The sequence below is a fragment of the Lysinibacillus sp. FW12 genome, from assembly GCF_050817245.1.
Taxonomy (GTDB): Bacteria; Bacillota; Bacilli; order Bacillales_A; family Planococcaceae; genus Lysinibacillus; species Lysinibacillus irui.
Map to the genome: position 1 here is coordinate 3,175,203 of NZ_CP139094.1, position 14,781 is coordinate 3,189,983.

The 14,781-nt window shown below is 39.5% G+C and carries 12 protein-coding genes; 2 read left to right on the forward strand and 10 right to left on the reverse strand.

All coding sequences use genetic code 11. The annotated features are described in order from the left end of the window. Nucleotides 1–26 precede the first annotated feature (26 nt). The 4 genes from preA to SJW71_RS16545 all read right to left on the reverse strand — a co-directional run bounded on the left by preA (nucleotide 27) and on the right by SJW71_RS16545 (nucleotide 5,529). Nucleotides 27–1,289 (reverse strand): NAD-dependent dihydropyrimidine dehydrogenase subunit PreA, encoded by a 1,263-nt coding sequence (gene preA / locus SJW71_RS16530; RefSeq protein WP_312505593.1) that lies wholly within the window; start codon nucleotides 1,287–1,289, stop codon nucleotides 27–29. 81 nt (nucleotides 1,290–1,370) lie between these two features. Next, the gene (locus tag SJW71_RS16535) at nucleotides 1,371–2,738 is read right to left on the reverse strand and encodes an NAD(P)-dependent oxidoreductase (protein WP_341385853.1); all 1,368 of its coding nucleotides are present in this window, start codon (nucleotides 2,736–2,738) and stop codon (nucleotides 1,371–1,373) included. A 98-nt stretch (nucleotides 2,739–2,836) separates the two neighbouring features. Continuing rightward, nucleotides 2,837–4,240: a dihydropyrimidinase gene (gene hydA / locus SJW71_RS16540; protein ID WP_274796402.1), complete on the reverse strand. Its 1,404-nt coding sequence runs from the start codon at nucleotides 4,238–4,240 to the stop codon at nucleotides 2,837–2,839. A gap of 44 nt (nucleotides 4,241–4,284) precedes the next feature. Then, nucleotides 4,285–5,529, reverse strand: coding sequence for a Zn-dependent hydrolase (locus SJW71_RS16545; RefSeq protein ID WP_341385852.1), 1,245 nt, complete (start codon nucleotides 5,527–5,529; stop codon nucleotides 4,285–4,287). A 140-nt stretch (nucleotides 5,530–5,669) separates the two neighbouring features. Here SJW71_RS16545 and SJW71_RS16550 point away from each other — a divergent pair, with 140 nt between their 5' ends. Then, nucleotides 5,670–6,839 (forward strand): PucR family transcriptional regulator, encoded by a 1,170-nt coding sequence (locus SJW71_RS16550; RefSeq protein ID WP_274796399.1) that lies wholly within the window; start codon nucleotides 5,670–5,672, stop codon nucleotides 6,837–6,839. Nucleotides 6,840–7,009: 170 nt separating this feature from the next. Beyond that, on the forward strand, nucleotides 7,010–8,371 hold the full coding sequence (locus SJW71_RS16555) for an aspartate aminotransferase family protein (protein WP_431811224.1): 1,362 nt from the start codon (nucleotides 7,010–7,012) through the stop codon (nucleotides 8,369–8,371). Nucleotides 8,372–8,522: 151 nt separating this feature from the next. Here SJW71_RS16555 and SJW71_RS16560 read toward each other — a convergent pair whose 3' ends face one another. The 6 genes from SJW71_RS16560 to dinG all read right to left on the reverse strand — a co-directional run bounded on the left by SJW71_RS16560 (nucleotide 8,523) and on the right by dinG (nucleotide 14,728). Next, a complete protein-coding gene (locus SJW71_RS16560) occupies nucleotides 8,523–8,852 on the reverse strand; it encodes a DUF378 domain-containing protein (RefSeq protein ID WP_274796397.1) in 330 nt (109 codons plus the stop codon). Between the two features lie 200 nt (nucleotides 8,853–9,052). Beyond that, complete coding sequence (locus tag SJW71_RS16565; RefSeq protein ID WP_274796396.1) at nucleotides 9,053–9,538, reverse strand: methylated-DNA--[protein]-cysteine S-methyltransferase; 486 nt, start codon at nucleotides 9,536–9,538, stop codon at nucleotides 9,053–9,055. Next, nucleotides 9,525–10,439, reverse strand: coding sequence for a DNA-3-methyladenine glycosylase family protein (locus SJW71_RS16570; protein WP_341385850.1), 915 nt, complete (start codon nucleotides 10,437–10,439; stop codon nucleotides 9,525–9,527). The genes SJW71_RS16565 and SJW71_RS16570 overlap by 14 nt, the downstream gene beginning before the upstream one ends. A 13-nt stretch (nucleotides 10,440–10,452) precedes the next feature. After that, entirely contained in the window at nucleotides 10,453–11,010 is a 558-nt protein-coding gene (locus tag SJW71_RS16575) for a bifunctional transcriptional activator/DNA repair enzyme AdaA (protein WP_312505604.1), read from the reverse strand. A gap of 25 nt (nucleotides 11,011–11,035) precedes the next feature. Further along, complete coding sequence (locus tag SJW71_RS16580) at nucleotides 11,036–11,803, reverse strand: isocitrate lyase/PEP mutase family protein (protein ID WP_341385849.1); 768 nt, start codon at nucleotides 11,801–11,803, stop codon at nucleotides 11,036–11,038. A 153-nt stretch (nucleotides 11,804–11,956) separates the two neighbouring features. Continuing rightward, nucleotides 11,957–14,728 (reverse strand): ATP-dependent DNA helicase DinG, encoded by a 2,772-nt coding sequence (dinG, locus tag SJW71_RS16585; protein ID WP_431811225.1) that lies wholly within the window; start codon nucleotides 14,726–14,728, stop codon nucleotides 11,957–11,959. Nucleotides 14,729–14,781: the final 53 nt, after the last annotated feature.

Here is a 14,781-nt window from a genome sequence, read left to right on the forward strand (position 1 = left end):
AATCTTCATTCACGATAAAAGGTTCTTTATTTGGAAAGACTGCTAAGCAGTGATTGGCGTTCATTCCAAGTCATTGGTGGAATTGTTGATTTACGTTCAACCATTGAAATGGCACCATCGACTGGACAAACAATGGAACATAAATTACAGCCGACACAATCTTCCTCTCGCACTTTTAACATTGGACGGCCATCCTCTGTATACAGATCGATACATTGATGAGATGTATCCTCACAGGCAATATGGCACTTATTACAATTAATACACACATCGTTATTAATTTCTGCGACAATTTTATAATTTAAATCTAAATCACCCCAGTTTGAATACCTTTGTACAGAGCGACCAACTAAATCCATAACTGAAGCTAGGCCTTTATCGTCCAAATAATTATTTAGACCATCAATCATATCTTCTACAATACTAAAGCCATGGTGCATTGCAGCTGTACAAACCTGAACGCCTGTCGCACCCATTAAAATAAATTCTGCTGCATCCTGCCAATTCGAGATGCCGCCAATACCTGAAATCGGTACATTCACTAATGGATTACGCGCACATTCAGCCACCATATTGAGGGCAATCGGTTTAACAGCTGGACCACAATAGCCACCGTGCGCCCCTTTTCCTGCAACATGCGGTATAGTGTTCCAAGAATCTAAATCGACACCGGCTAAACTATTAATCGTATTAATCATACTAACTGCATCTGCTCCACCTCTTGTCGCTGCTTCCGCCGTTACTGTAATATCCGTAATGTTTGGCGTTAGCTTAACAATCACAGGTGTACGTGCCGCTTCCTTTACCCAGTACGTTTGTTTTTCCACCAATTCAGGGACTTGACCAGAGGCAGAACCCATGCCTCGTTCTGCCATCCCATGTGGACAACCAAAGTTAAGCTCAAGACCATCAACCCCCACATCTTCTACTCGCTTCACAATTTCATGCCACTTTTCCTGCTTCGGCTCCACCATTAGGGAGGCAATAATTGCGTGATTAGGAAATTTCTTTTTCGTGTCATAAATTTCTTGTAAATTTACTTCTAATGGTCGATCCGTAATTAATTCGATATTATTAAAGCCTGCTACACGTTGACCATTAAAACTCACAGCGGCAAAACGGGAGGACACATTTAAAATCGGTTCTCCTAACGTTTTCCAAACAGCGCCCCCCCAGCCTGCTTCAAATGCACGCTGTACTTGATAACCCGAATTTGTCGGTGGTGCGGATGCTAGCCAAAATGGATTCGGCGATTTGATGCCCGCTAAATTAATGCGTAAGTCTGCCATGTAAGTTCCCCCTTTATCCTGATTGGTGAAACTAACAATCAGTGAAGGATGTAGAAAACCCCCACTGTTTGAAGGTTCACTTTATGCAATCTCACTTGGTTTTCTTAAACGTTCATGAATCTTATATGCTGCATCTTTCCCTTGCTGCACAGCGGTCACCACCATCGCTTCACCCTGTCCATTGCCAAAGACAACATCTCCACAGGCAAATACTTTGTCATTAGACGTTTGCATTGTCGCCTCATCAATATCGACAACACCGTTTGTATGAGCCAATCCAAAGGCTTCGATTAATGAAACAAAACGAGTTTGCCCAATCGCTTTAATGACAGCATCCACTTCAATAATAAAATTAGAGTCCTTTACTTCTTCTGGTCTTTGTCGGCCATCAGGACCTGCCTCACCAAGCTTCATTTTTACACATTCAATACCTTTCACCTTGCCAGCTTCATCGCCAATAATTTTCTTCGGCGCAGTCAGCCATTTAAATTCCACACCATCCTGCTTCGCAAATTCATATTCAAATTTGTAAGCAGTCATTTCTTTTTGTGTTCTGCGATAAAGAATTTGTACATTTTCTGCCCCTAATCGCACCGCACTTGTAGCTCCATCAATTGCTGTATTTCCAGCACCAATAACAGCTACTTTTTTTCCAACGATGTCATTTGTAAGCGGTCCCATTTTTGTTTTTCGAACAAACTCAATGGCATCATGCACACCTTCTAAATCTTCCCCTTCAATGCCCAGATTCGGTACAGCCCCCATACCGACAGCTAAAATTACACTGTCATATTGCGCCAAAATTTCATCAGCAGAAATATCCACACCGACTGCTGTATTCGTTTGAATGTTCACGCCAAGCTGTTCAATTTGCTCCACTTCCCAATCCACTACTTCATTAGGTAAACGGAATGCCACAATTCCATAGCTTCCTAGTCCGCCAGCCTTCTCTTCTGCCTCATAGATTGTTACCTGGTAGCCTAAACGGCCAAGCTCTCGTGCTGCTGATAAGCCAGCAGGACCCGCCCCGATGATTGCTACTTTCTGTCCGTTATTTTGTCCTGGCTTAAATAGCTGTGTATTGGTTTCCATTGCCCAATCTGTTGCATAACGCTGTAACTCACCAATTTTAATTGGCTTTGTAGAAGAATTTAAGACACACGCCCCTTCACATAATTCTTCCGTAGGACAAACCCTTGCACAGCTTGCACCAATAGGATTTGCTTCTAATATAGTCGTAGCAGAACCCTTCATATTACCAGATGCAATTTTTTTTATGAAATTTGGGATTTGAATGCTTGTTGGACAAGCTTTAATACATGGTGCATCATAGCAATACAGACAACGGTTGGCTTCCTCAATAGCCTCATTCTTTGTCATTTTGCTTTTTAATTCCATAAAATTACGTCTAAGCTGTATGGTCATTTCATTTTCTTGAATCGGAACCATTTCCACATCCCCCTCATGTGAGCATTTTTTCCGTACATCAATTACTAGACCGATTGCTTTGCTCTCCATCAAAACAATCGGTCCTATACTGAAGGAAGCTAAATATTTAGTGCTTCCGCAGCTACTGTTTTTAATGGACGTTTAATATATTGTCCACTACCAAGTACCCCTACAAATTCTTTATTTTTAATGACGTATTCCCCACGAACCAGTACGCTAACCGGCTCACCTGTAACGTCCCAGCCTTCATAAGGGTTATAGTCCACATTCATGTGATGTGTTTTAGCAGAAATTTGGCGTTTTGCCTCTGGATCAAAAATTACGATATCCGCATCTGAACCGATAGCAATCGTTCCTTTTTGCGGGAATAGCCCAAATATTTTGGCTGCACTTGTAGAAATCATATCAACAAATTCATGGATTGTAATTCTACCTTTTGCAACACCTTCCGAATATAAAATACTAAAGCGATCCTCAATGAATGGCCCACCGTTTGGAATTTTTGAGAAATCATTTAAGCCAAGCTGTTTTTTACCCTTAAAGCTAAAAGAGCATTGGTCAGAGCCAATTGTCTGTAGCTGCTTGGCCTTTAATGCATTCCATAAATGTTCTTGATGATATTTCGGACGAAGTGGTGGTGACCAGACATATTTTGCTCCCTCAAAGCCTGGCTGCGCTAAAGCTGATTGATCGAGTGTTAAATATGGTGGACATGTTTCACCATAGACGTCATACCCTTTTTCACGAGCTGCAATAATTTCATCTACTGCTTCTTTACATGTTACATGAACCACATATAGCTTCGCTCCTGCTATATGAGCTAATTCGATGGCACGCTTTGTCGCCTCACCCTCTAATTCGGCTGGTCGAGTCAGTGCATGATAAATCGGTTCTTTATGTCCCGCACGTCTTGCTTCCTCGACAAGCTCATCAATGACAGAGCCATTCTCACAATGCACCATAACCACTGCGCCAAGATCTTTGGCGATTTTAAAGGCTTTAAATAGTGTACGATCTGTCGCTTGGAATTCTTTTGCATAAGCCATAAAGACTTTTACAGAAGTAATGCCCTCCTGCTCTAATAGTTGGGGTAATTCAGCTTCTGTTTCAGGTGTTAAATCACCAATCATCAGATGGAAACCATAGTCAATAGCAGACTTTCCTTTCGCCTTTTCATGCCATTTCTCCACTGCTGTCGATAATTTTTCTTCTCCTGCTGTTAAACAAAAATCTAAAATAGTAGTTGTCCCACCAAAAGCTGCGGCTATCGTACCTGATTTCCAATCGTCATCTGTCACTGTATTATTGAATGGCATATCTAAATGCGTATGAGGATCAATGCCACCAGGCAATACGTACTTACCTGTCGCATCAATGATTTCAGCGCCAGCATCCGTTAAGTTCTGGCCAATTTGAACAATTTTACCGTTGTCAATTAGAATATCTGCCTCAAATACATCAGCAGCTGTTGCTACTCGTCCACCTTTAATGATTTTTTTCATTGTGCCCCTCACCCTTCATTACAAAATTAGAGAATGCTTGATGTTCAATGCAATGTATATGTTTCCCCTATACTAAACTTTGTTTGCAGCGTTAAAACTGTTTCGAGCAAAATATCTGCACCTTTTGCACAATCCTCATATGTTGTTTCCTCCTCCTCACAATGACTCTTGCCTTCAATACTTGGGACAAAAATCATGGCGGACGGAACCATACTCGCCATATACTGGGCATCATGTCCAGCCCCACTAAACATACGATGTGCAGAATAGCCGAAGCTCTGACATGCTCTTTCTACTTCATCGCAAATGGCTGCATCAAAATACACTGTCTCTCTCCCCCATAGTTTAGTAGGATGAATGCTGCAACCTCCTGCTGTCTCTGGAAGCGCATTAAGAATATCCTCAACCTGTTGCATCACCTCTGGATCTTGATGGCGTGAATCGATGGTAAATGTCACCTTATTCGGGATGACTGTATGAATATTTGGCGAAACATTCATGCGACCAAAGGTAAAAACAAGTTGTTCGTCAATTTTCCCTAATTGCTCATGGAGCTCTGTAATAATCGTCGATGCTACAATCATCGGGTCTTTACGCATCGACATCGGTGTTGTACCCGCATGATTTGATTGTCCAGTAATCGTAATTTCATAGCAGACCATGCCGAGCACACCTTCGACAACACCGATTTCACGTTGTTTTGCCTCTAAAACGGGTCCTTGTTCAATGTGCAATTCAATATAAGCAAGTGCTTCTTTTAGTCGATTTTCTTGCTCTCCCTCATAGCCACTTGCCTGTAATGCTTCGTGAAAGCGAATACCATTTTTATCTGTAGATTGCAGCATTTTTTCTTTGTCGAATTTTGAGGTAATTACCCCTGAACTCATCATGGCCGGGTCAAAACGTGCGCCCTCTTCATTGGTAAAATTCACAATCATAAGTGGGATATCCATCTCAATTTCATTTTCCTTAATTGTTCGAATGGCCTCGATAGCTGTAAGTACACCTAACACGCCATCAAATCTCCCACCTTTTTCAACTGAATCTAGATGGGAACCCATGACGATAGGTGGCATATCCTTTTTGCCAGGAAGAGTGGCATAAATATTTCCCATATCATCTACCTGTATATCCATACCTAACGCTTTACAACATTCACAAAAATAGTTTCTAGCTAAAACATCCTCATCCGAAAGAGATAAACGTGTAACGCCACCATTGTCAGTGGCTCCAAATTGACTGAACTGTTCAATTAACTCTTGCAATCGTCTACTATTACATTTATACATATGCAAGTCCTCTCTTTCACAGTAGTTATTAAACATTCTAAAATAGATAAAATTTGTGAGATATGGAAAGTAAACTAAAAAAATATGTGCAACTGCACATTATATATGGTAAGTTATGTTCATAATTAAGGGGGGAAAATATGGGGACGATTCGTAAAATTGTTGAGGGAATTCAATTCCCAATGCTTACATTAGTCGCTGGACATAGTGGTACGTATCGCAGAGTTACTGGTATTAATGTTGTGGAAAGCAATGATCTAATTATGTTTTGTAGACCCAATGAATTAGTCGTCACAACAGGCATTAATTTAGATGCACAGGAAGATTCTCTAGAACAGCTTGTCAAACAAGCGTACGCGAAAAAAGTAGCGGGCTTTATTATCAACATAGGGCCATTCATTCCTACTATTCCTGAAGCCGTCATCTCTTTTGCAAACCAACATGATTTCCCTATTTTTCAAATGCCATGGAGTTACCGTATTGCTGATCTATTAAAAACTACCTTTCAGTTTATTGCCAACCACCATCAAGAGCTTTCCATCGAAGAAAAGGTTCTGTTCAATCTACTTTTTCATTACAAAGCAAACGCTAACTCTATAAAAGATCAATTAGCACAGCTAGGATTTCCTCAAGGAAGAGAATTAGCGATCATTACTTGCACAACTACTGGCACGCAAGCTACCATCGATCGTTATGAAGTGATGATACAATTTGCTTTTCAAAATCGCTATCAACGCTTCTTAAAATTAAAGCATAAAAATTACCTCATTTTTTTAATTGATAAAGCACAAATCATTACACCAAATACACCCTTCTCAAAAATCGTTGAAGAAATCTACGATAAAATCACATTAAAAAATGGTTACTTGGATATTATTATTGGAAAAGGCAACTACCATAAAGAGCTCGAAAATGTTCGCAAAAGCTATGATGAATCTTTAATGGTCCTTCATTTAGCACAGCTCCATAACAACCGTTACTTATATAGCTATAAAGAAATTGGTGCCTATAAAATTCTGATGGCGGTGCAAAACCAACGATTGATGAAGTCCTTTAGTCAGGATATTTTAGGCCAGCTCTATCGCTATGATGAAATGCACAATACTGATTATGTCCCTTTTTTACGTGTATTTGTTGAAGAGAATGGCAGTACAAGTCGGATTAGTGAACGACAATTTATTCATCGCAATACGGTCCTTTATAAAATAAAAAAAATCGAAATGCTATTGGATATTGACTTAAGCAACTCCTTTACAAAGACAAACTTATATATTGCCTTTTTAATAGAGGATGTTTTAACACATCAATAGAATTAGCAGGTTGTTTAATTATCTGGATTTTCTATTTATAAATCCTCCTTCTAAAATTTTGGCGGCATACATATAAAGTATAAATGGGGACGACTGTGCATTTTGTTGTCCACATCCGACTAAAACGTATGCATGCTAATCATCTACCTGTTAAGAAGGAGTGAAGCTTTGTGACAAATGTAACAAGTCCAAATTGGCAAGTGAAGGATGAACAATATGTATGGCATTCAATGAAACCATATAATCCGAATGCTACGATGATTGTCCAATCTTCTAAAGGTGCATGGATTACCGACATTGAAGGAAAACGTTATTTAGATGCTATGGCTGGTTTATGGTGCGTAAATGTTGGCTATGGCCGAGAAGACATTGCGAAAGTTGCCTATGAGCAGTTACTTGAAAATACGTATACACCTTTATCTGTTGGCCATATTCCCGCCATCCAGCTAAGTGAAAAGATAAGTGAGCTATTAGGGGATGACTATGTCGTCTTTTTCTCTAATAGCGGCTCTGAAGCAAATGAGGCTGCTTTTAAAATTGCTCGACAATATCATCAACAAAAAGGACACGTCAATCGAACAAAAATCATTTCTCGTTACCGTGCATATCATGGTAGTTCGATGGGTGCATTAGCCGCTACAGGACAAGCTCAACGTAAATATAAATACGAGCCATTAGCACCTGGTTTTTTACATGTCACACCACCTGACTCGTATCGTGCAAATGAAGACCATATTAAAAGTAAAGATCCTTGTGCACTGCCATCTGTGCAAGCGATTGATCATGTAATGACATGGGAAATGTCAGATTCAATTGCTGCAGTCATTATGGAGCCTATCATTACTGGTGGTGGTGTGATTATGCCTCACGACAACTACCTACAAGGAGTCAAAGCTATTTGTGAGAAGCATGGCGCACTGTTCATTGTCGATGAAGTAATTTGTGGTTTTGGACGTACAGGCAAAGCTTTCGGGTTCCAAAATTACGGCATTCAGCCTGACATTGTTACAATGGCAAAGGGTTTGACAAGCGCTTATATGCCACTATCAGCAACTGCCGTTCGACGTGAAATTTACGAGGCTTTTGCAGGTAGTGAGGAATATGACTTTTTCCGCCATGTCAATACGTTCGGTGGATCACCAGCAGCTTGTGCTGTAGCATTGAAAAATATTGAAATAATGGAGCAGGAAAATTTATTTACTCACTCTGCTACACTTGGTGCTACGCTTCTTACGGCCTTACAGGAGCAATTAAAGGAGCACCCACATGTTGGGGATATTCGCGGTAAGGGCTTATTAATTGGCGTAGAGCTTGTACAAGATAAAGACAGCAAAACACCACTCGATGTCACACTTGTAAACAAAGTGATTGCACAGTGTAAGGAACTGGGGTTAATCATTGGGAAAAATGGCGTAACCGTTGCTGGGTTTAATAATGTTCTGACATTATCTCCCCCATTGATTATTTCCTCTGATGAGAAAGATTTCATCGTTAAAAATTTTGTACAAGCATTACATTTCATTAAACAATAGCATGAATAAATCGCTGACTTGCTGTTCGGAACATGGCCTTGGGCTGAACCTTTTCTAAATAAATAATTCTAAAAGTAAACATTCGCCTAGCTCCCTTGAAGGAACTAGGCGAATGTTTCTCAAAAACGGGTGGACCCAGTTTTTACATACATTATTTTTTGTCTTTTTTCTCTACAGTTTTTACTTCTTTTTTTGTTACTTCAGTAAAATCTGCTTCTTCCCCAGCCTCCATACCATAGCTAGGATTTCTGTCCATACGAGAGAATGTATCTACATCCTCCTCATCTTCAAATCGCTTCATCAGAATTGGAATCGTGATCAGTCCCGCAAGCCCAACAAGGGCATATATCCATCGAGATAAGACCGCAGTTTGTCCACCAAATAAATAAGCCACTAAATCAAATCTAAAGAATCCAATGAGTCCCCAGTTGATTGCACCTATAATGACTAATATTAAGGCAATTCTATAAAGTACGCTCATGAGTACACCTCCTTTATCGTCTATACTCCAAGCTAATTTCTTAGCAGAGAGGTGTCATAAGAAGCGATAAAATGACAAAGACTAGTCATTAAAACCGCCATTTTGACGGTCTTATTTTTTGCAATAACCACTTTTTTATACAGTCCTAAGAAATGGCTGCACAGTGATATTGCCACCAAAGAAGGGTACTCAAACAAATATTACTCTGATGGATTTTTATAGGTTTGTTCATGCTGAAGAAGCCATTCTTTGCGCCACATCCCGCCGCCATACCCTGTCAACGTTCCATTAGAGCCAATAATGCGATGACAGGGAACAACGATACTAATATTATTTTTGCCATTTGCACTACCAACAGCTCTTACAGCTTTTTCATTGTTAATAGCTACAGCAATATCCTTATAGGAAGCCGTTTCACCATAGCTTACAGTCGGTAAAGCTTGCCAAACCGCTTGTTGAAAGTCTGTTCCTTCAACTACGTAGGGAAATGAAAAGTCATGACGTTCACCTATAAAATACTCTTGCAACTGTTTGGCACACTCCATCAGAACTTTCGGTGTATCTTGTTGAGGAATATGGATAATTTCATCCCGCTCCGCAAAATTAATTCCATAAATAGCGCTATCACTACCCTCTATTTCAATTACTCCAATTGGTGATTTGTAATCTACTTTATACTTTTTCATATAGAGACCTCCATAAATAAAAGGTGGCATAAGCCTGCCAACCTTGCCAATGTATCGCATAGTGGTTGATTTCCTCTATCGTTGGTTTTCGTTCTAACGCTAATTGAGTTTTTAACGCATTGTGCAAACCAACATCTGCGATTGGAAAGGCAGACGGCTCTTGTAAACATTTCATCAGCACATAGTCTGCGGTCCATGCACCAATGCCCCTAATAGCCATTAAACTTTTTTTCTTGTCCTCGTAGTTATCTTTTTGCTTCAACAACTCTTTTGTCAATTGACCACTTGCCATACTTTTTGCAATATCAATAATGTACTCCGACTTTCTTAACGTAAATTGGAGACTTCTTAAATCTTCCACCTGAATGGCAGCGATCTTTTCTGGCGGTGGAAATAGCCAGTAGCTTTGCCCCTCGAAGCTTACATACTCTCCAAATTGCTCGACAAATCGTTTTTTTAGTGTATAGGCAAATGTTAAATTGATTTGTTGACCAATAATAGCCCAAACTAGCGCTTCAAATAAATCAGGTATACCGATTAATCGTAGACCACTATATTTTTCAACAAGTGGCTGTAGGATTTTATCTCGGTTAGCCATCTTATAAAAACAAGCCAAATCTTGCTTTACATCAAACCATTCCATTAGATAATGGACGATTTTTTCTCTTACATTGGCTATTGGTTGATCCATTGGAAATTCCACTTTTATGTTATTGTCTTGCTCACTGATTTTACATAAAATAAGCTGTTCATCAATATTCAGTAATTTGTAAAGCACATCCCCTTTTATTGAATGAAGAATTTCTTGATTGGATCTATTTAAAAACAGCAAACACTCTTTAAAATTAAATTCTTTTGGCTGCACGATTTCTAAATAAGTTTCGTCATTAATCCAGTGCATATCCTGACTCCTTTTAGGAAAGGCCTCGATATTCTGTAGGTGAGCAATTTTTCAATCGTCGAAACACCTTATAAAAATTAGAGGGACTTTGAAATCCTGCTTCATAGCAAATTTCTAAATTTGTAAAATCTGTATGTCTTAATAAGTGGGCAGCCTTATCAATTCTTATTTTTTCTAAATATGTTCGGGGTGTCACTGCTGTTTCTTGTTTAAAAAGCCGTTCTAGATGAAATGGACTGATGCCGACATGCTCCGCCATATCTTGTAATGTCATCTTTTGTTTATATTCGTTGATAATAAAGGCTGTTACATTTTTAATCAATTGTGTATGTGGTGAATGTTCAATCTCTGGCTGACATCGTTTACATGCACGATAGCCAGCAGCCTCTACTTCTTGTAAATCCTCATAAAATTCAACATTCATCTTTTTCGGTTTTCTGGATTTACAGGAAGGACGGCAATAAATCCTAGTCGTTTTAACCGCTGTATAAAAAAGCCCATCATAGGTTTGATCACAAGCTATAATCTTTTCCCACTTCTCCTCAAAAGATAAATTGATTGGATGGTCCACGTATACCTCACCTCATTTTCATTGATTAAACATATAAAGAAGAAGTATTTTGGTCTTCTAATAATTGTGCAGCATGTTGCGTTATATCTGCAATGATTTTATCTGATAGTGCATTACCAAAACTAAAACGCCTTACCCCTAATTCTTTTAGCTGCTGACAATTGGTTAAGCCGGGTAATGAAAGCAGATTGATGGGTGCTTCTATGTTACTTGTCATGGCTTTTATGTCGTTAAAATCCGTTAATCCAGGAATAAATATACCACTAGCCCCACTCTCTACATAAGCCTTCGCTCTCACCATGGTTTCTTCAAATGGTTGCTCCAATTGAAAATACGTATCCGTTCTAGCGTTGATAAAAAAATCTTTAAAACCGTGGTAATCTAACGCTGCCCTTAGGTTTGTTAGTAGACGACAATGTTCTGTTACACTTTTTAACCCTATTTGGTTTTTGAGAGAATCCTCAATATTAATCCCAGCTACACCGACATCGGCCGTTCTTAATACATTGTCGATAATACTCTGCTCATCAGATCCATACCCTGCTTCAATATCAGCAGATACAGGTATGCTCACATTCTCTGCAATGGTTTGGATAATATTAAGATGTCGTTGAAAATCTATTAATTCACCATCTGCATAGCCAAGTGAATTAGCAATACCCCAGCTTGTTGTGCCAATCGCTTGAAAACCTGCCTTTTCTAACATTAATGCCGATAATAAATCCCAAGCATTCCCTAAAAATAAGAGCTCTTGTGAAGAATGTAAATCATTGAATTCATGAATTTTAGACATATCGAAAGCCTCCATACTATTTGATAGACCTCATTTTATCAGGAATGATTTCTTCACTTCGTCCTCAATCTTGCTGTTATGGTCTAGCGAAGCGGATTGTTTTACAAAAAAAAGACGCCTAAGACAATAGCCTTGTCCTGACGCCTTTTCATGTTATTTTTGCCAACGGTTCAACTCTTTTAATAATTCAGGTAGCTGAACTTTCCTCACATCGATAGGCGGTAATGCCTTAATAAATTCTTTCCCATAAGACTTATTAGTGATACGTCGGTCGAGGACGATAAAGGCTCCTTTATCTTGGGAAGAACGAATTAATCGACCAAAGCCTTGTTTAAAGCGCATAATGGCCTCTGGTAAGGAAAGCTCCGTGAATGAATTGCCACCTAGAGCTGTCAGATGCTTGGCTCTTGCCTTAAATACTGGCTCTTCTGGTGAAGAGAATGGTAATCGTACCACAATGACAGAAGCGAGAGCATCTCCTGGTACATCAACACCCTCCCAAAAGCTATTTGTCCCAAACAGAACAGCATGGCTAAATTTTTGGAATGATTTTAGAATGCGCATACGGCTTCCACCAGTAACACCTTGTGCAAAAAGCATGTAGTCATCTAAAAGTTCACTTTCTTGAATGAGCTCGACTGTTTTCCGAAGCATATCCTGTGCTGTAAAGAGCACAAAACAGCGTCCCTCCGTCATGCGGACTGTCCGAGTAATTGCATGTGCAACAGCCTCAATGTATTCTTCCTGGCTAACATGCTGAATATCTGGCATATCAGTTACAATAAAAGCCTTGGCACCAGCGTAATAGGCTGGAGGTGCTTGGAGTTTTATGATCTCAACATCATCAGAGATTCCTAACTGGCGTGTGACAAAGCGCTCATTGCCTGGTACGGTTAATGTACCTGATGTCCAAACAATGCTTGCCTCTTTACGAAGCGGTGCTAATACTTGTTCAATAATCGGTGTGACATTGACTGGTTTCTTAAAGACATGAAGACTGCCAGGAACACTACGGAGATCCAGTTCTAGCCATATTGAATTACCCTCATGTGGTGATAGAAAAATATCTTCCCATTCAGCAATTTTTATTTTCACTTCTCGTATCCAATACTGCCATTCAGATAAAACATAAAGATCATTTTTATCTAATTGCTCAATATTATTTTCGAATGTCTGCGTAATTACAGTTGCAAGGTCTAGCCATTGTTGTGTCTGCTTACTAACTTGCACGAATGATTCTTTCGCAAATGATAGATCCTCTAAAAATAGGGTACATTTACTACCTACTTGCTTCCCTTTAACTTGTTGCTGTATTTTTTGAATAACTAACTGAATGGTTTCATCAAATGACCGCTGCAAGCGTATAAATTGGGCATCCAGACGCTGCAAATTTTGCATGGCTACGCGCTGTTTTTTCTTCGCTGCTTCACAAAACTGGTGAAAAAGGGCGGTCTCCTCCATCGTACCAATTTGTCCAAAGATATACTTCCATTGTGTATAGGAGAAGGCAATTTCATCCTGCTGCATGGCTGCCTGAATAAATTGATGTGCTTCATCAATAATCCATCCATCGATTTGGGTAAAGAGTGGTGTTTGGCGAACTAAATCGCTTAATACCATAGCATGATTCGTCACAATACAATCCGCAACGGCACTATTTTTTAAAGCTTGTTCATAGAAATCAAAGCCCTTTGAAGGCTTGTCACTTGGTATTTTTCGGATTTTCTCTAAAAATAGTTGTCCGCCACCTGAAACATTTAATTCACTTAACACACCTGTCTCTGTTTTAGTAAGCCACACAAGTATTTGTAGAATAGTAAATGTTTCATCATAGGACTCATCTGCATGGGCCATACATTGCTCAAAGCGTTCAAGATCAATATAATGTTGCATTCCCTTTAATACGCATACATTTACTTTTGTTCCTAGGATTTTTTCAATCTTAGGTAGTTCCTCCTCTACAAGCTGTTCCTGTAGATACGATGTATACGTACTAATGGCAATCTTTTTATCGACAGTACGGGCGTACAAAATCGCAGGCAATAAATAGCCAGCCGTTTTGCCAATACCAGTGGAGGCTTCAATCACACATTCCTTTTGTTCATGTAATGCCTGCCAGATCGTGTCCATCATCTCAAATTGTGCTGGACGTTCCTCAAAATTCGCAAGGGCCTTTGACATTAAAGCTATTTTTTCAGTTACTGTTTGCGGATAGACTAGTGGTTCTGATGCATTTTCATGCTTATTGCGACCATTGCAAATGGCAAAATTACGGTAATAATGTACATTCTCATGACCTGTCACATGCTGTCGTTTAATTTGCAAAGCCTCAAAAAAGAGCTGGGAAACATTTGATTTCAAACGGAAAGAACGTTTATGCATCTGTTCCAACGTTAGCTGAGGAAGGTTTAAAAGCTCCCTCCAGCAATATCTGAATAATTCTGCTGTTGCCAGTGCATCATCATCTGCCCGATGCGCATTGGCTAGCTCAATATTTAAATCTGCCGCTAAATCGCCTAGCTTAAAGCCAAGGGACATAGGAAATAAAATTTTAGCAAGCTCCACCGTGTCCATTTTTTTACCTTGCCACTTCGGAAGTCCTGCTCGCTTAAACTCTGCTTGTAAAAAGGATAAGTCAAAATCTGCATTATGTGCGACAAACACACAGTCTGCTAATAGCTCATATATGTAATCCGCATGTGCCTCAAATGGCAAGGCATCCTTTACATCTTCATCCGTTATATGCGTTAAATCTTGAATGAAAGATGGAATGGTTTTTCCTGGATTAATGAACTTCGTATAAGTACGCTCAATTTTCCAATCCTTCATAATAACAATTGCTATTTGAATCATCCGGTCCCCATTGGCTGGTGAATGACCCGTTGTCTCCAAATCGACAATGGCATATTTTTGACTTTCCATCATACATCTCAACTCACAGTTCACATTAGATAAGTTGAATTTTATCATAGATTTGG